The 17,362-nt window shown below is 47.1% G+C and carries 19 protein-coding genes, 2 tRNA genes and 1 pseudogene; 12 read left to right on the forward strand and 10 right to left on the reverse strand.

Features of this window, described 5'->3' with window-relative positions:
• Positions 1 to 53 precede the first annotated feature (53 nt).
• Positions 54 to 704, forward strand: a complete 651-nt coding sequence (locus ATY38_RS05360; RefSeq protein WP_062558400.1) for a class I SAM-dependent methyltransferase — start codon at positions 54 to 56, stop codon at positions 702 to 704.
• 47 nt (positions 705 to 751) lie between these two features.
• On the opposite strand, the pseudogene ATY38_RS16430 reads toward ATY38_RS05360, so the two are convergent.
• Positions 752 to 1,039 (reverse strand): annotated as a pseudogene (locus tag ATY38_RS16430) (IS1595 family transposase); the annotation flags it as partial.
• Positions 1,040 to 1,273: 234 nt separating this feature from the next.
• Here ATY38_RS16430 and mnmG point away from each other — a divergent pair.
• The 8 genes from mnmG (at position 1,274) to ATY38_RS05400 (ending at position 7,533) form a co-directional block, all read left to right on the forward strand.
• A complete protein-coding gene (gene mnmG, locus ATY38_RS05365; RefSeq protein ID WP_062558401.1) occupies positions 1,274 to 3,157 on the forward strand; it encodes a tRNA uridine-5-carboxymethylaminomethyl(34) synthesis enzyme MnmG in 1,884 nt (627 codons plus the stop codon).
• Positions 3,154 to 3,816, forward strand: coding sequence for a 16S rRNA (guanine(527)-N(7))-methyltransferase RsmG (rsmG, locus tag ATY38_RS05370; RefSeq protein ID WP_062558402.1), 663 nt, complete (start codon positions 3,154 to 3,156; stop codon positions 3,814 to 3,816). Before mnmG ends, rsmG begins: the two co-directional genes overlap by 4 nt.
• Positions 3,817 to 3,828: 12 nt before the next feature.
• On the forward strand, positions 3,829 to 4,596 hold the full coding sequence (locus ATY38_RS05375) for a ParA family protein (RefSeq protein ID WP_062558403.1): 768 nt from the start codon (positions 3,829 to 3,831) through the stop codon (positions 4,594 to 4,596).
• A gap of 97 nt (positions 4,597 to 4,693) precedes the next feature.
• Positions 4,694 to 5,533 carry a ParB/RepB/Spo0J family partition protein gene (locus ATY38_RS05380; RefSeq protein ID WP_062558404.1) on the forward strand — a complete coding sequence of 280 codons (840 nt, stop codon included), beginning with the start codon at positions 4,694 to 4,696 and terminating at the stop codon, positions 5,531 to 5,533.
• A 21-nt stretch (positions 5,534 to 5,554) separates the two neighbouring features.
• Entirely contained in the window at positions 5,555 to 5,737 is a 183-nt protein-coding gene (locus tag ATY38_RS05385; RefSeq protein ID WP_062558405.1) for a Trm112 family protein, read from the forward strand.
• A gap of 14 nt (positions 5,738 to 5,751) precedes the next feature.
• Complete coding sequence (locus tag ATY38_RS05390) at positions 5,752 to 6,726, forward strand: ADP-ribosylglycohydrolase family protein (protein WP_062558406.1); 975 nt, start codon at positions 5,752 to 5,754, stop codon at positions 6,724 to 6,726.
• Between the two features lie 58 nt (positions 6,727 to 6,784).
• The gene (locus ATY38_RS05395) at positions 6,785 to 6,973 is read left to right on the forward strand and encodes a DUF3460 family protein (protein WP_062558407.1); all 189 of its coding nucleotides are present in this window, start codon (positions 6,785 to 6,787) and stop codon (positions 6,971 to 6,973) included.
• Between the two features lie 65 nt (positions 6,974 to 7,038).
• Positions 7,039 to 7,533, forward strand: a complete 495-nt coding sequence (locus ATY38_RS05400; protein WP_062558408.1) for a hypothetical protein — start codon at positions 7,039 to 7,041, stop codon at positions 7,531 to 7,533.
• 28 nt (positions 7,534 to 7,561) lie between these two features.
• Here ATY38_RS05400 and ATY38_RS05405 read toward each other — a convergent pair whose 3' ends face one another.
• Positions 7,562 to 8,398: an SDR family oxidoreductase gene (locus tag ATY38_RS05405; RefSeq protein WP_062558409.1), complete on the reverse strand. Its 837-nt coding sequence runs from the start codon at positions 8,396 to 8,398 to the stop codon at positions 7,562 to 7,564.
• Positions 8,399 to 8,521: 123 nt separating this feature from the next.
• Between ATY38_RS05405 and ATY38_RS05410 the strand changes: the two genes are divergently transcribed.
• Positions 8,522 to 8,887 (forward strand): DUF6164 family protein, encoded by a 366-nt coding sequence (locus ATY38_RS05410; protein WP_062558410.1) that lies wholly within the window; start codon positions 8,522 to 8,524, stop codon positions 8,885 to 8,887.
• A gap of 99 nt (positions 8,888 to 8,986) precedes the next feature.
• The gene (locus tag ATY38_RS05415; protein ID WP_062558411.1) at positions 8,987 to 9,508 is read left to right on the forward strand and encodes a cytochrome P460 family protein; all 522 of its coding nucleotides are present in this window, start codon (positions 8,987 to 8,989) and stop codon (positions 9,506 to 9,508) included.
• Between the two features lie 149 nt (positions 9,509 to 9,657).
• Here ATY38_RS05415 and ATY38_RS05420 read toward each other — a convergent pair whose 3' ends face one another.
• The 3 genes from ATY38_RS05420 to ATY38_RS05430 all read right to left on the reverse strand — a co-directional run bounded on the left by ATY38_RS05420 (position 9,658) and on the right by ATY38_RS05430 (position 12,643).
• Complete coding sequence (locus ATY38_RS05420; protein WP_074701398.1) at positions 9,658 to 11,679, reverse strand: TonB-dependent receptor; 2,022 nt, start codon at positions 11,677 to 11,679, stop codon at positions 9,658 to 9,660.
• Between the two features lie 170 nt (positions 11,680 to 11,849).
• Positions 11,850 to 12,188, reverse strand: coding sequence for a hypothetical protein (locus ATY38_RS05425; protein ID WP_062560108.1), 339 nt, complete (start codon positions 12,186 to 12,188; stop codon positions 11,850 to 11,852).
• Between the two features lie 2 nt (positions 12,189 to 12,190).
• On the reverse strand, positions 12,191 to 12,643 hold the full coding sequence (locus ATY38_RS05430) for a Fur family transcriptional regulator (protein ID WP_235590398.1): 453 nt from the start codon (positions 12,641 to 12,643) through the stop codon (positions 12,191 to 12,193).
• A gap of 272 nt (positions 12,644 to 12,915) precedes the next feature.
• Between ATY38_RS05430 and ATY38_RS05435 the strand changes: the two genes are divergently transcribed.
• Positions 12,916 to 12,991: transfer RNA gene (locus ATY38_RS05435), tRNA-Arg, on the forward strand.
• Positions 12,992 to 13,551: 560 nt separating this feature from the next.
• Here the strand turns inward: ATY38_RS05435 and ATY38_RS05440 are convergent.
• The 5 genes from ATY38_RS05440 to ftsY form a co-directional block, all read right to left on the reverse strand.
• Positions 13,552 to 13,644: transfer RNA gene (locus ATY38_RS05440), tRNA-Ser, on the reverse strand.
• A gap of 91 nt (positions 13,645 to 13,735) precedes the next feature.
• A complete protein-coding gene (rpoH, locus tag ATY38_RS05445) occupies positions 13,736 to 14,581 on the reverse strand; it encodes an RNA polymerase sigma factor RpoH (RefSeq protein WP_062558412.1) in 846 nt (281 codons plus the stop codon).
• 116 nt (positions 14,582 to 14,697) lie between these two features.
• On the reverse strand, positions 14,698 to 15,609 hold the full coding sequence (gene ftsX, locus ATY38_RS05450) for a permease-like cell division protein FtsX (protein WP_062558413.1): 912 nt from the start codon (positions 15,607 to 15,609) through the stop codon (positions 14,698 to 14,700).
• Complete coding sequence (gene ftsE, locus ATY38_RS05455; RefSeq protein ID WP_062558414.1) at positions 15,606 to 16,259, reverse strand: cell division ATP-binding protein FtsE; 654 nt, start codon at positions 16,257 to 16,259, stop codon at positions 15,606 to 15,608. Before ftsE ends, ftsX begins: the two co-directional genes overlap by 4 nt.
• A 35-nt stretch (positions 16,260 to 16,294) precedes the next feature.
• Positions 16,295 to 17,320 carry a signal recognition particle-docking protein FtsY gene (gene ftsY / locus ATY38_RS05460; RefSeq protein ID WP_062558415.1) on the reverse strand — a complete coding sequence of 342 codons (1,026 nt, stop codon included), beginning with the start codon at positions 17,318 to 17,320 and terminating at the stop codon, positions 16,295 to 16,297.
• Positions 17,321 to 17,362: the final 42 nt, after the last annotated feature.

The following is a 17,362-nucleotide window of genomic DNA, read 5'->3' on the forward strand; positions in this document are numbered from 1 at the left end:
TTCCCTTTACGCAATTCTTAGGATGAAAAGGTAAAAATGAAAAGTTTATCATCATGAAAAAACACTCCGGGTACATCCCGGCCTTGCATTATCATTGGCTGACACGCTGGTACGATCCCATGATGCGGTGGTTTTTCCCGGAATCGGGAATCCATGCAAACTTGATTACGCAGGCGCATATCCAGCCAGAACAAACCGTGCTGGATGTGGGCTGCGGTACGGGTACACTGACATTACTGATCAAACAGGCCTATCCTAATGTTGTCATTCATGGATTGGATATCGACGCAAAAATCCTACAGATTGCGCAACGAAAAGCCAGGCAGGCCGGCCAAAACATTCTGTGGCAGCAGGGTACAGCCACCAGCTTGCCTTATGCGGACCAAAGCCTTGACCATGTGTGCGCCAGCCTGTTGCTGCACCATCTGACACGGCAAGATAAGCAACACATGCTGCGGGAGGCATTGCGCGTACTGAAGCCCGGCGGCATGTTGCACGTGGCGGATTTCGGCAGACCGCACGATTTCAGTATGTGGTTGATATCATGGTTCATGCGGTGGTTTGAAGAGATACACGACAATGTATTGGGTTTGTTGCCGGTTTTTATGACAGACACCGGATTTCATCAGGTTGTAACGACTGCTCATCATCGTACTGTTGCAGGCACGATTGCGTTATACCGGGCCGTTAAGCCCCTTGGCTGAGAGGAGCGTTTTGCGCCGCAAAATAGGTGAATGGATCAAAAGTATGGCTTTGATAAACATAACGCAAGAATACTGCCTTTATCTGAAGCTAACAGGGAAATTGCCCAACATCACTTAACCATCGACAGATTGGTAGAGTGAAACAATGTTCCTGCAGTCAGTGACATTTGCTTACGAGAGCAACTGTATTCCCAAATATGACGGGTTAATTTCATGCCCGCAGTAAGGGAAGCGAATCCTTCTGGCCAGTGTTGCTGAGGTAATATTTGTACGCAAACCTCCTTCGGTCCCTAATGCTTTTGCCAGCCCAACAAATTCAGTTCCTTGTCTTTCATCACTTACTCTCTTATTCTGTTGATCTCGCGACTTGGGCAAATTAAACTGAAAATGGCTCATAGGTATATAATTTTAAGAAGAATCTTTTATAATTAATCTTGCCTTTATTGCTAGCCTCCTCCTATAATTGCAGCGAAAATTTCCTCTTTTTAGCTTACAATGCAGAAAGGTTTCACGTGAAACCAATCTACTAAAAATCTTCTTGTTCCATCAGGCTATCGATAACTTAAACTATGAGCAATTACAAGGATTTTGACATTATTGTTGTGGGCGGTGGGCATGCCGGAACTGAGGCTGCATTGGCAGCGGCACGCATGGGTTGTCAAACATTATTGCTAACGCACAATATTGAAACGATTGGTCAAATGTCGTGTAATCCGTCGATTGGCGGCATTGGCAAGAGTCACTTGGTGAAAGAGATCGATGCTTTGGGCGGTGCGATGGGTATGGCGGCGGATGAGGCAGGGATCCAGTTTCGCATATTGAACTCAAGCAAGGGCCCTGCGGTCAGGGCGACGCGGGCACAAGCTGATCGAGTGTTGTATAAGCAAGCGATCCGTAACCGCATTGAGAATCAGCCTAACCTGCGGGTAATGCAGCAGGCGGTGGATGATTTGATTATCGAGCAGGATCGCGTGATTGGCGTGGTTACGCAGCTTCAGATTAAAATTCGTGCGCGTGCGGTGATCCTGACAGTGGGTACGTTCCTGGCCGGGCTTGCGCATATCGGCAAAACTCATTTCAAAGCAGGCCGCGCAGGTGACCCGCCGTCGATGACGCTGGCGCAGCGATTGCGTGAAATGGAATTTCCGGCGGGACGACTGAAAACCGGCACGCCGCCGCGAATCGATGGCCGCACGATGGATTATGCCAAGCTGCTGGAGCAGCCGGGTGATCAGCCAACACCGTGGTTTTCGATGATCGATACCGATATCCCGCATCCGCGTCAGATTTCCTGTTGGATTACGCATACCAATGATAGGACCCACGATGTCATCCGCGATGGCCTGACCGATTCGCCTTTGTTTTCCGGAAAAATAGAAGGCATCGGGCCGCGTTATTGTCCATCGATCGAAGATAAGGTGGTGCGTTTTTCCGCGCGCGAATCACATCAGATTTTTCTCGAACCGGAAGGCCTGGGAACGCATGAAATCTATCCCAATGGTATTTCAACCAGTTTGTCGTTTGAGGTGCAGGTCAAACTGATTCATTCGATTGCCGGCTTGGAAAACGCGCATATCACGCGTCCGGGCTATGCCATCGAATACGATTACTTCGATCCGCGCAATCTAAAACACTCACTTGAAACCAAAACCATCGAAAGCCTGTTTTTTGCCGGACAGATCAACGGCACCACCGGCTATGAAGAAGCTGCGGCGCAGGGATTGCTGGCCGGAGTTAATGCCGCATTGAAAATTCAGGCACGTGCTGCCTGGCTGCCACAACGCAATGAGGCGTATCTGGGCGTGCTGGTCGACGATCTGGTGACTTCCGGTGTGACCGAGCCGTACCGCATGTTTACCAGCCGCGCCGAATATCGTTTGCAATTGCGTGAAGACAATGCTGATTTACGTTTGACTGATACCGGAAGAAAGCTGGGCTTGATCGATGATCAGCGCTGGGCGGCATTTAGCGCAAAACAGGAAGCAATTGAAAAAGAACAACAACGGCTCAATTCAACACGTGTGTTGCCGGGAACATTGCCGGAACAGGACGCTATCCGTGTACTCGGGAAAAGCATCGAACGCGAATATACCTTAACCGAATTGCTCAAACGACCGGACGTTACCTATCATTCATTGATGACCCTGCCGGGTGCAGGCAAATCTGTGGCAAATGTGCAAGTGGCTGAACAAGTTGAGATTCAGGCCAAATATCACGGTTATATCCAACGTCAGCAGGAAGAAGTTTCCCGCCAATCGCAATATGAAAATACTTTGCTGCCGAAGGATATCGATTATTGCGCCGTGAAAGGATTGTCGACCGAAGTGCAACAAAAACTGAATCAGCACAAACCGGAGACCGTAGGCCAGGCATCGCGGATTTCCGGAGTAACGCCGGCAGCGATTTCGCTATTGCTGGTGCATCTGAAACGTGGATTTGCGGTCAATGAATGAGCCTGCTACCGCAAATTACGCAAAGTTTGCGCGCACTGGATAAGACTGTAACCGCACCGGAAGAACAGCTTGCAAAAAACATCGAGCGTTATTTGGTGCTGATCGAAAAGTGGAACAGGGTTCATAATCTGACGGCGGTACGCAGTGCGCAAGACATGCTGACTCAACATGTGATGGATAGCCTTGTAGTGCTACCGCATATTCATGGCACGCACGTTATTGATGTGGGTACCGGGGCTGGATTGCCGGGTATTCCGATTGCGCTGGCAAAGCCGGATTGGCATGTGGCGCTGGTGGAAAGCAATCAAAAGAAAATCGCCTTTTTGCAGCAAGTAAAAATCGAGTTGGAGTTGAAGAACGTTGAAGTTGTATCAAAACGCATTGAAGATATTTCTGCGGATAAAAAAGCGGATACCATTATCTCGCGCGCTTTCTCCGAACTGGGAGAATTCATCGCATTAACCCGGCAGTGGACAACGGTACAGAATACCAGTTGTCGCTGGGTAGCGATGAAGGCACATTGTTCAGAGCAGGAACGCAAGCAAATTCGTGAGCCGTTTGTAATTGAAGACATCGTAACGCTGAACGTGCCCGGACTGAAAGCAACACGGCAGCTAGTTATTATTAAATATGATCCTGATTCAACTGCAAATGGCTAAGGAGTAAGTATCATGACCAAAATACTCGCTATTACCAATCAAAAAGGCGGTGTCGGAAAAACCACCACCAGCGTGAATCTGGCGGCAAGTCTGGCGGCATCCGGGAAGCGCGTTTTATTGGTCGATCTTGACCCGCAAGCTAATGCGACAATGGGTAGTGGTATTAATAAGCAGAAGGTAAAAAACACGGTTTACCATGTGCTGATGGGTAATGAGGAAATACAGCATGTGCGGGTGAGCAGCCCGCAGGGGAAATACGATTTGATTCCCGCCAATCGGGATCTGGCCGGGGCGGAAGTGGAGATGGTGGAGTTTTCCCAGCGCGAAGCACGATTGAAAACCGCGCTGGAAGGCATTGCAAGTGACTATGATTATATTTTGATTGACTGTCCGCCGGCATTAAACATGCTGACATTAAACGGCTTATGCGCTGCACATGCGGTAATGATTCCGATGCAATGTGAATATTATGCATTGGAAGGATTAAGTGATCTGGTTAATACGATCAAGCGCGTACGCAATAGTTTTAATTCGACTTTGCGCATTGAAGGCTTATTACGCACTATGTTTGATCCGCGCAATATTCTGGCACAGCAGGTTTCCGATCAATTGCAAAAACATTTCGGTGACAAAGTGTATCGCACCGTGATTCCGCGTAATGTACGCTTGGCAGAGGCACCCGGTTTTGGCTTGCCGGTTTTGTATCACGATGGCCAATCCAAGGGGGCGCAGGCTTATCTCGAACTCGCCAAAGAAATACTTGCAGGACATCATCTCTAATGATTTTGGCTACAATGCTGTGTTGCTTGTTTCACCTTGATTAGGTTTGAATTTTTTAGAAATGCCCACGCTAATACAGAATTGAGGAATCCATGAAATGATAAAACAGAAAGGCTTGGGGCGCGGGCTGGACGCTTTGTTATCAGGCAGTGCAGACGTCGCGCTGGTGGAAGAGTCGTTGCAGAGTATCGAAACAGTCAGATTGCAGCCGGGCAAATACCAGCCCAGAACCAATATGGATCAGGTGGCGTTGACGGAGCTGGCGGAATCGATCAAAGCGCAAGGTATCATGCAGCCGATTCTGGTGCGTCCGGTCGATCAAGGTCGTTATGAGATTATTGCCGGTGAGCGCCGCTGGCGCGCTGCACAGTTGGCGGGGCTGAATGAAGTGCCCGCACTGATTCGCAAGGTTGCCGATGAATCCGCGCTGGCGATGTCGTTGATTGAAAACATACAACGCGAAAATTTAAACCCCCTGGAAGAGGCAATGGGCATTCAGCGCCTGATCAATGAGTTTGGCATGACACACCAGACCGCTGGGGAAGCGCTGGGCAATTCGCGCAGCACCATTTCCAATTTGTTGCGTTTGCTGAATCTTTCAGCACCCGTTCAAGAATTGATGATGCAAGGCAAGATCGATATGGGGCATGGACGCGCATTGTTGTCACTGGTGCCTGCACAGCAGATCAAACTTGCCAATATCATCGCGCAGAAACAATTATCGGTGCGCGAAACAGAAAAGCTCGTGAACCAGATCGAACACCCGACACCTAAAAAGATAAAGAAAACCGACCGCGATCTTTTGCGGCTGCAAGAAGACGTATCGGAACGTCTGGGGGCGCAGGTGGCGATCAAGCCGCAAAAAAATGGTCAGGGAAATATCGTGATCCACTATACCAGCCTGGATCAGTTGGATGATATTCTCAGCAAATTCTAGAAAGATAAACTAAGGAAAATTATGGACTCAAGATTGCTCGATATTCTGGTGTGTCCGCTCTGTAAAGGGCCGTTGATTTATAAAAAGGAGGATAAGGAATTAATTTGTAAGCCCGACCGAATGGCGTTTGCGATTAAAGACGGTATTCCGGTGATGCTAGCGGATGAGGCGCGTAGAATATCCGATGATGTTGAAATTAAATAAGATCCCATCGTGCTATGAATCTGAATATTAAACTTGATCCGCGGGCGGCGGCTATTCTGGGCGCATTGATTGCTGACTCAGCTTCGCTGGGTTTGCATTGGTTATATGATTCCGAGCGTATTGCGCAGATCGAGAAAACCAAGGGACTCACTTTTTTGCAGCCCGATGCGAATGATTATACGGGGGGAAGCGGTTACTTTGCGCATGGTGGCAAAACGATGGGGGATGCATCAGGATACGGTGAATTGTGTCTGCTGATGTTACGGCATTTTGCGCAGCATGATGAATTTGATCGAATAGCCTACCAGACTGAATATCGGGATTATTTAGGTCCGGGTGGTGCTTATGTCGGTTATGTCGATTCACCGACACGCCAGACGCTACAAGCGTTGTTAGCGCTTAAGCCGGAAGAATTCCCGGAATATTCCGGCGCCGATGATGATCAGTTTGCTGCATTGGCAACGATACCGGTTGTGGTGGCTACACATGCCGGATCGCAACAAGCGTTGATGACTCAAATTGAGCGTGTTGTGCGTTTGACTAACCATAATGACACGGCAGTGGCGGCGGCGCAGTATGCAGGTTGTGTTCTGTTCAACATTTTGCATGGAAAATCGATCGTTGAAGCGCTCGTCGGTGCATTGCCGAGTGCAGGCGAGAAACTGGCTCTTTTGGTGGAAGAATCGCTGCAAACGTGCATACTGAATAGTGCTACGATCGCTCAACGCTTTGGCACGGCTTGCCATGTTCTGGAGGGTGTGCCTGTGATTGCGCATATTGTTCGATATGCACCAGACTATCGTACCGCAATTGAAGAAAATATTCGTATCGGTGGGGATAGTTGCGGCCGCGCCATTATGCTTGGCGCCATCATGGCGGCTCATGCGGTACAGCAAGATCAGCCATTTGCCTCGATTCCGCTCGAATGGGCGGCACGCTACAGGAATCTGGTCGCTGCAGCAGATGCATGTGGCGTCATAAGACTGTAAAGAAAGTCCGAGCTATGCTAAAGTGCTATTTTTGCAACGATAATGTAAGAGGCTAAACATGGATTATAGTTATGAATCTGATCACACCAAATTCATGCGCGAATATCTGGAGAAAAATCCGGAAGTTAGAGACAAACGTGCGGAAGCGCGCAATATGTGGTGGGACAAAAAACAGGATATCCAGGAACGCAAGCGCTTCGTAGAGTCTGAAGTTCCGATGAAACCCTATGTTTATTTTAATGGTTAGCATTTTGCCATTTTTAGACTGTCCAAGCGGATAAGTCATGCCCGTTTTTTTCGGGCGAGCTTGGTATGAAAAAAACGATCGTTGGTTCAGTAGGGATATTCTTTATTTCAGCGTGCGCCCATTGGGTTGATTCGAATGCAAAACCTGAGCAGTTTAAAGAGCAATTAACCGGAGAGCATGCGGTGCTTGCAAATTGCGTTACCCATAAACTGCAATCCGACGGCAGATCGATCATGCGTCCGTTACAATTCAGAAACCGGCAATATTCGGATATCGAGGCATCGGAAATTCATGCGTATGACACCCGATATTTGCAAAATGCTATTGCCACTTACGCGCCTTCGAATCCCGACGCCATTTTCATTTATGCCCATACGGATCCGGAAATTCAGTCATCCGCACAACGCAAAGACAATGATAAGACGGCTTACGCCTTTGCCTTGCTGTTGCAAAAAATCGATGGCCATACAGTGCAAGCTTCGCTGAGGGGGGATTCCTTCATCGGTAACATGGCTTGGAAAATATTACAATCCTGCGTAGCGGCAGGTTATGAGCCATAATTCCGATATTCAGTGTTTTCCTAATCCATCAATTATTGTCCCCCGATTTAGCCAGCAACAAATCGAGTGCGCGTGTACTCAGTACACGCTTTAGAACGCCAAATAAATAGGTTGGGAAAGTCACATAATAGCGTGGTTGGGGTTTTGCGGCTTCAAGCGCGTGGATTACGCGTTTCAGTACAGCTTCAGGAGGCAGCGTAAAAGGGACCGCAGGCCCCGGCTTATTCAGGCGTCCCAATACCCCCTGGTATTTTTCACGATGATAGCTATTTTCGATGTCGATATATTTTTCCAGTGCTTTGACAGCGTTGATACGAAACTTGCTGGCAATCGGCCCGGGTTCGATCAGACTGACATAGACATTGCTGCCTTTCAATTCCAGCCGTAAGGTATCGCTGAGTCCCTCAATGGCGTATTTGGAAGCGTTGTATGCCCCACGGAAAGGCAATGCCACGAAGCCCAATACCGAGCTGTTCTGAATAATCCGGCCGTAACCTTGTCGGCGCATAACCGGTAGCGCCAGATTGGTCAATTCCTGCCAGCCGAACACGTTGGTTTCGAACTGCGCGCGCAAAGCATCGCGATTCAGATCTTCCACTGCGCCGGGTAATCCATAGGCGCCATTGTTGAATAGTGCATAAAGCTCCCCATCAGTACGGCGCATGACTTCCTCAAAGGCAAACTGAATCGAGTTTGAATCGTTCAAATCCAGACGAAAGCTTTCCAGGCCCTCCTCCAGCAATGCTGCGACATTGTCCCGCCGCCGGGCGGTTGCAAACACGCGATAACCGCGTTGATGCAATGCCTTGGCAACACAGTAACCGATTCCACTGGAACAACCGGTAATGAGTATAGTTTTTTTCATTGGTGCAAATTAACCCTCAAATATTGTAATTCTCATAGCTTGACAATGGACTCAATGCGAAGATAGCATCAATCTCTGCCGCAAGGCTTTATTCGATGAAAATACCATAACTGAAGAACCCGTATGGCAAAAATTTTATTCAGGCTTAATGGCGTGCCCGATGATGAAGCTTATGAAGTACGCGAATTACTGACCAACAATGCAATTGATTATTATGAAACTACGCCGGGAAACTGGGGTGTGTCGATGCCTGCAATCTGGCTCCATGATGAAGATCAGTTTGAGAAAGCACGCGCGCTGCTGGATACCTATCAGAACGAGCGCACCACCAGGATGCGTGAAGAATACAATCGCCTGAAACGGGAAGGCAAGAATCAAACTTTTTTCGATGCAGTCAAGCAAAAGCCGGTCAGTTTTACGATTCACCTGGCACTTGCCTTGCTAGTTATTTATTTATCAATCAGACTGGTTCTCGACCTGGCGCCCTAGCAGAACAGTTATCAAGTTAACATATTCAGAGCGCTGAATACGGTATCATAATCACCTCAAACCTGCTTTATTCCGCAATATTTATCAAGGAGAAGAAACATGAGAAATACATTCAGAGCAATAGTCGCCGTTTTTGCATTCACCCCACTGTTCGTTCAAGCGGGCGGGGATCCCGAACACGTTAAATTTCCTGAAGACTATGCTAAGGTCTTCACACAATATGCCACGATAAACCGCGCGAATCAGACTCAAGTAGCCAAGCTATATGCCAATGAAACAGCAATTTCCAACTACAAGCAGGGAAAACCGGGCGGTTCTGGGGCTGTCGTGGTCATGGAAATCTATACACCAAAGGCAGATGCGGCAGGCAAACCAATTCCCGGTAGTGACGGTATCTTTGAAATCGATTCGATGGCTGCTATTGGCGTAATGGAAAACAGAAGCGATTGGGATACGGCTTTCCCCAAAGAAAATCGCTCCGGAGACTGGGGATTCGCACTTTACAATCCCGATGGCAGCGTGAAAAGTAACGAGCTGACTTGTGCGCAGTGCCACAACCCGCTGCAGGCTCAGGATTTCCTGTTTACTTATCAAAGATTGGTTGATTTCGTGAAAAAATAATCAAATTCAATTCATTGATCGGATGATTATGGTCCTTATTATCATCCGATCAGTTGTACAGTTTGCTTCCTATGCCCAGGGATTTCTTATCGAGTTTTTCTAAAGGGTGAGTATTAACTTTTGCAGCGTTACAGCGATTAATTGAGTTGTTAGAAAACGCCCCTAATCCCCGCGACAATAGCTCGTCCGGCCATGGGAGCTGCGTCTTTGAGGAAAGAAGTATGCATGCGGATATCGCTATCCAATAGATTTCTGCCTTGCAAGAACAGCATGTAGTTGACGGATTGAGTCAGTTTCATGTGATAACCGATTTCGGTATTCATCAAGGTGTAGCCGGGTGTTTCAGTTTCCAGTACAGCAATTCGATCTTGATGGACGACACGCGTCAGATTGAAATTGGCTTGCCACTTATTTTTGGTAAAGTTGAGATCAAAACCGAATCGTTGCGGCGTGATGCGCGGAATATTACCATTGTCTTTTAGCTTGCCGTAGACGGTATCCGTAAATAGACGCAAATTGACGGTATCCGGCAGCAGTGCGATGTTGGCTTCAGCTTCCAAGCCATAAAATCTTGCCCGGGTTTGAGAAAAGTCCTGAACTAAAAATGAGCCATTGATTTCCACTATGCCTTCGTCATCAACCCGATCAGCAATTCCATCATTATCGCTATCACGGCTTTGCTGAAAAATATAATCGTTGATATGGTTATAAAACAAATTCACTCTTCCGGTAATTCTGCCTGTAGTTTTTTGTAAAGCAACATCGAAGTTATTGGATGTTTCTTTGTTTAAGGTTGAATTGCCTTGTTCAAACGTATTAGTCGCGATATGCACGCCATCGGCAAACAGGGCTACGGTATTCGGTGCCCGTTGTCCACGTGTGACGATAAGATCGAGTTGATAACCCTCGATAAATTTCCACGCGGCGCCTGCGGATACGCTGTATAAATTAAAATTACGTGTCTCCAGCATTGCTACGCGCGGATTATGGTTCGTGTGCTCAAACCGTCCGCCGATTTCAAATTGCCATTGTTGCCAGTTGCGTTTTTCAACCATGAAGATGCCGGCAGATTGCGATAGGCTGGTTGGCACGAAGGCCTCTTCCCCTTTTGCAGTAAAATTTCGGTGTTGTAGTTGCACGCCCATGATGCCATGCCAGTGCGCAACCGGTGCATGCGTTAATTCGGCGCGGCCTTCCAACTCGTCATTCTTAAAACGACTGCCAACTTCGCCGCTCTGTTCGAGTTCTTTATGCTGATAATCATTATAGGTAAAGCGTGTTCTTAATTGCTGAAACCCTTTGAGTGGATTATCCAGATCACCAGCCAGGGCGTAACGCGTTTGGCCCATATCAATCTTTGCACCTTCCGGACCGGGAATTCCGTAGAAATTTTCTAATCTTGAAACCGACATACCTACAAATCCTCGTTCGCCAATATAAGCGCTACCTGCTGATAAATTGCTGGAATCAATGGCGCTGTTTCTGACAAATCCGATTTCGCTTTCCGGATCGTTCGGATTGGCTCGGCCGGGAATATGAATATCATTGGTTTTTCTTTTCATGCCTTCAATATTCCACGAAATCGGGCCCTTACTACCCGATGCTGTAAGCACTCCGCTGCGTTCTTCCAGAGCGGAATTGAAACGTCCTTCAAAGGAGGCTTGCGGTATTTTAAATAGACGATCCGGAATGCGATCATTAAGCACATTCACGACACCGCCGGATATACCGCTGCCATAGAGTAATGTCGATGGTCCCCGTAGTATTTCAATGCGCGTGGCATTTAAGGTTTCTGTCGCAACAGCATGATCCGGACTGATGACTGAAACATCTCCCGTGCCCATGCTATTTTCCATTACACGAACACGCTCGCCGTCCTGCCCACGTATAATCGGGCGGCCACTGCCCGGACCAAAGCTGCTGGAAGTGACTCCAAGCTCGTGCGCAAGCGTATCTCCCAAATTGGCTTCACGTTTCTGGCGCAAGCGATCACGGTGAATAATCACGTCAGCCTTGAGCCCGGTCGATTCCGCCGAGCTTGTAGTCGGTGCAGTTATCTTGACACCCGGCAATTGGATATTCTTGGAAGCGCTTTGTGCGCAAATATCCGATATATACAGCGAGAATACAATGAGTATGATTGCCGCTTGTTTAAATAACATTGTTTGCATAACTATCTACCATGATCTGGTTTTCTGTGATCAGCATAGCCCCTACCATTTTTCTTATTGAATAAGAAATTAGGTGCAACTGAGTTGCAACAAGGATGCTGATCAATTCACAGTAATTAATCCCCATCAAAACAGTTCGTAGACTGCTGGATGGTTGGGTCAGAGCAGGATTATTTGTTTAAGAAGCAGAAAAACTGAGAAGGAGGTGCGCGCGAACAATAGGAGAGTGTTTTATTATCAGGATGCCACTTTATTGCCCATAACGACAAGCGGTGACAAGTAACTAAAATGCATAGAAACAAACCTGCTGCAATCAAAAAGGGAGTTAGCGCAGTAAGCGCGAGGCAATCCAGGCAGATTTCATCAAGATCGATGTCAGTGCCATTTTCAGTATCAATGACATCGAATAAATCGGCTTGTGCATAGTGCGTGAAAGCATGCGCCATCAAAAACACCGGCACGCATAATACAGCAAGCGTCAGAATTAGAAATAAGCTTTTGCGTATCATCGTTAACAGCAATTGGCGCAAAGACCTTTGACCGTCAATTCGATTTCCTGGAAGCGGTAGCCGGTCGGCAAAGGCCAGCTTCGTTCAATCGGTAAGCTATCCAGGCAAATCACTTGTGCGCAACCGGTGCATTTGAAGTGTGCATGTTGATGTAAATGTGATTCGTGATTCGCATGATAACGCCATATCCGATCGTCGCTGGTTATTTTGTGGATGAGTCCATTCTCAACCAGCCACTCCAGCGTACGGTATAAAGTCACTCGATCCAATTGTAATGAATGCGGAAGACGTTGCTCGATTTCGCGATGCGTAATGGCTTTCTGTTCAGCCAACAATGTGGCGAGTATTCCAATACGACCCGCTGTCGCACGTCCATTGTGGCGCAGAATCAGATCTTCAGCGGTATGGAAAAATTTATTCAGCATATCGATATAAATGCAACAATGTTGCATCATTGTAGTGAAATGATTCTCCAGGTGCAACAAGCAACTTATTAAAGTAAAAATGCGCCGAATAGGTTCTATGATTGACAGCCCGCAACTCTTTCGCCGCTTCAAACGAAATACTCGGATTTATTTGCTTCAGTCAAAAATTCTTTGCAGACAGGTATGATTCGGGTGTTTTCAGAGCGCGATTTATCGTCAAAATCGCATCTTATATTCGCTGTCGAAACAAATTATTTACACTGGCTATTCATGCTGTGAGATTAGCGTAAAATGCTAAGTTCGCCCTGGTAGCTCAGTGGATAGAGCAACCCCCTCCTAAGGGGTAGGTCGGACGTTCGATTCGTCTTCAGGGTGCCAATAAAAACAATACGTTATTTGTATTCTGTAATCACGAATATTTTTATGGGGCTACAATGAAGGAAAAAGCTCTTTATTAAAATGGATGATTTGGTTTAAAATTAGCGTCTTATCTCCACACACTCCCGCCAATAATCTAATATCATCAATACATACAAAGGAGTTTTGTATCGATTAGAAAGCAATAATTATTCTGTTGTATATCAATCATCAATTCCTTTAGAATCATCTTTTCCCAAAGATAGATAATCGAAATTCCATCTCACAAAATGATCCCGCAAATCGATAGTTTTCTCATGCCGCCTCCTGGCTGGCATAACTGCATCAAAGTAACTTTCTGCTTCGCTGTCAATAAAAGGACAATTCAACCCATCTACATCGCTAAAATCTTTAAGTATTTATTCCATTCTTTTAAATAATGGATCAAATGATTCGACGGGAGATCCCTGTCTATGCAATGCAAATAGCCGAACGGTTTGGCTATTGATAATAAAAAAACCGCTAAACTTATCATTTATGTGGGTTTTATTGGAGTTGTTGGGTGTTGCTGGCAATATTTGTGGCGGAGAGGATGGGATTCGAACCCATGTGCCAGGATAACCTGACCATCTGATTTCGAGTCAGCGCCGTTATGACCGCTTCGGTACCTCTCCGGTTGTTAGAAATTCAACACCCGCTGGACTCTCTTAAGATATCGAGCGAGTGTGAGTGTTTTAGAGGATAATTTAACTTCTATACTTTATATTATGCAGAAACTTTTATGGCACCGCGCATTTTCTGCAGCGCCTTGACTTCAATCTGACGAACACGCTCTGCCGATACACCCAGTTCATCGGCCAGCTCATGTAACGTTGCGGTATCTTTTTCCCTCAACCAACGGGCTTCTATAATGTGGCGGCTACGTTTATCCAGGCAATCAAGAGATTGCTGCAGCCCTTCCTCGCGTAAGTGGGTAATTTGCTCTTTTTCCAGGAGCTGCGACGGTTCTGTGCCATCTGTTAGATAATTGATGGGACTGAATATGTCATCCTCGTCTTCAGATGCGGGCTCCAGGGAAATATCCGAACCGTTGAAACGTTTCTCCATTTCAACGACTTCTTCGGCTTTAACGCCCAATTGAACAGCCATTGCATTCACTTCTTGCGGATTCATTGTGTCCAAACCGTGCTTCATGCTGCGCAGGTTAAAAAATAATTTGCGCTGTTGCTTGGTGGTGGCAATTTTGACTAAGCGCCAATTGCGCATGATGAATTCGTGAATCTCGGCCTTAATCCAATGAACGGCAAAAGACACCAAGCGCACTCCCCGCTCTGGATCAAAGCGTTTAACTGCCTTCATTAGGCCGATATTCCCTTCCTGAATTAGATCAGCTTGTGGAAGACCGTACCCTTTATACCCACGCGCTATCGCAACTACAAAACGCAGATGAGACATAATTAGCTGCTGGGCAGCTTCGATATCACCGCGATTCCATAGCCGCCGCGCCAAACTGGTTTCTTCCTCCTGCGAAAGTATGGGGAAAGAATTAGCAGACTGAATATAACTTTCAATACTTCCACCCATGGTAGGTAGTGTTAAAGCATTCGTCATTGTAATAATCTCCTGATAATAGGTTTGTGCCTATGTGATATAACTATATTTTATTTTAGCACTCTCATTCTGGGAGTGCCAAATATTTAAAAAGTTTCGCTATAAATTCTTTCGGGTTATTCAGGTTCGATTTGCCAGAGATGGCTTGCGACAGAAATGCGTGCACCTAGCCATCCCAGCCAGGCAGAAAACAACAGCAGGCTGATGCTGTCTTGTAGAGAAAGGTGTCGCAGTTGTATATCAAGGTCATAAAGTTGAGCGAGAGGCATGAGTTCTCCATTTAGTACATTAATACCCCATGCAATGATGAACCACGCTGTAATGCCTCCGGACAATCCTTGAATGGCGCCAAAGTAAAGAAAAGGACGTTGGATAAAGCTATCGGTTGCACCAATGAGTTTGGATATTTCGATTTCATCACGTTTAGTCAGAATTTGCAGACGAATGGTATTGAACATGATCGCAATGATTGCGATACTTAGCAATGTAGCTAACATGAGCACGACCGAGCGCCCCAGTTTAAGCAATGCGTTCAGGCGATCTACCCAGGCTGAGTCAAATTGTACATGCGCAATTTCCGGCCAGCTTTGCAGGGTTAGTTTCCATTGCTCCAGCGAGTCTGATGTATTTTCCCGAGTATGGACGACAAAAGCATCCGGAAGAGGGTTATAGGTCAAATTGGCGGTGATATCGGTAAGTCCGCTACTTTGTTGTAACTGAGTTAGCGCGCTGTCCTTGGAAACAAATCGATAGTTCACGATTTGTGAATCCTCTTGCAGGCGTTGCTGGATTTTGTCGATATCTTCTTTCTGCACATCCTGTTTAAGAAACAAGCTGATTTGCGGCGCACCGGCCGTTTGGCCGGATATGGATTGCAAATTTTCCATCAGTACATAGACGCCGGTCGGCAGGCTAAGCGCGATACCCATTACAGTGATACTCAGCAGAGCGGTAACAGGTGTGGAGGCCAGTTGCTTGAGTGTGTAAAAAAATACAAACCCATGTTGCGTTAGCCATGCGCGTATCATGCGGCTAATTTTCCTTGCTTAAGTGACAGAATCCGATGCTGCGTGTCATTCAACAGGGAGGCATCATGCGTTGCGATCAGGATGGTGACGCCTACCTGATTGAACGATTTGAACATGGTCATGATATCCCGGGCATATTCAACATCCAGATTACCTGTCGGTTCATCGGCGATCAGGATAGCGGGCCGGTGAACGACTGCGCGCGCGATGCACAACCGTTGTCTTTCACCACCGGATAGAGTGATGGGCATGACTTTCTCTTTTTTTAACAGGCCAACTTTATCCAGAGCGGCGCGTACTCGGGACATCGCCGTGTTGCTATCAAAATCGCTGATTTGCAGCGGCAATAAAACATTTTCAAAAACATTGCGGTCAAACAGAAGCTTGTGATCCTGAAAAATGAAACCGATCTTGCGCCTTAAATAGGGAATCGCGGCGGGTTTGAGTTGGGCTATATTTTGCCCACTGACTGCGATTACGCCGGAAGTCGGTCGTTCTATTGCCGCAATCAGTTTTAATAATGTGCTTTTACCGGCGCCCGAATGACCGGTCAGAAATACCATTTCGCCGGATTCCACCGCGAGTTCAATGTTGTTCAGAGCGATGTAACCGTCGGGATAGCGCTTGGAGACATTCTTGAAAGTAATCATATAGGGTTTTATCTATTGCTATCCATTGGTAGCGTTTAATCCAGAAGCGCTTCAACGAATTCTCTGGCATCAAATGGTCTCAGGTCATCCAGACCTTCGCCCACACCAATAAAACGCAATGCCGGAGGATTCTCAGGATATTGCCCTGCGATAGCTGCGACTACCCCGCCTTTTGCAGTGCCATCCAATTTGGTCAGGATCAACCCGGTAACATTCAGCGCATCATCAAAGGCACTTACTTGCGTAATCGCGTTTTGTCCCGTGTTGGCATCCAACACCAGCAGCACTTCATGCGGTGCATCCGGCATGGCCTTGGCGATCACGCGTTTCACTTTTTTAATCTCCTCCATCAAATGCAGCTGGGTGGTCAAGCGCCCGGCCGTATCCGCCAGCACGATGTCTATACCGCGCGCTTTGGCTGAGTTGACGGCATCATAAATTACAGCAGCCGGATCGCTTTTTTTATCCGGATCACTGTCCGGTGCTATGACGGTAACATTGTTCCGCTCCCCCCAAGCGATCAATTGCTCGCGCGCAGCCGCACGGAAAGTATCGCCGGCAGCCAGTAGTACTGAATGACCTTGGGTTTGAAAAAATTTGGCAAGTTTGCCAATCGAGGTTGTTTTCCCTACGCCATTGACACCCGTTATCATGATGACGAAAGGTTTATGCGCGGTGGTATCCAATGGTTGGGCAAGCGGTTCCAACATCGCGATCAGAGATTCTTTAAGTGCTTGTTTTAACTGTATGGAATCTGTCAATGCATCGCGCTTGACTTGTTTGCGCAGGTTTTCAAGTAATTGATGCGTAGCGTTGACGCCTATGTCGGAGGTTAACAGAATGGTTTCCAGTTCTTCGTACAGTTCCTCATCAATCTTGCCGCCGCCAAACAGTCCCGATAGCTGTTTCCCCAGATTCTGCCGGGTGCGTGAAAGGCCTTGTTTAAGCCTGCTGGCAAAGCTGATGGATTCTTCCGACTGAGATTCTGGTTCCACAACGGATTTGGCCGGAGTTTCGTCCGTCTCCGCAAGATCTTTTTTGGATTTAAAAAAACTAAACATTCTGGTAGGCTCTCAATATGCAGAGGAATTCTCAAACCTCAA

It is taken from the genome of Nitrosomonas ureae, from assembly GCF_001455205.1.
GTDB classification, from domain to species: Bacteria; Pseudomonadota; Gammaproteobacteria; order Burkholderiales; family Nitrosomonadaceae; genus Nitrosomonas; species Nitrosomonas ureae.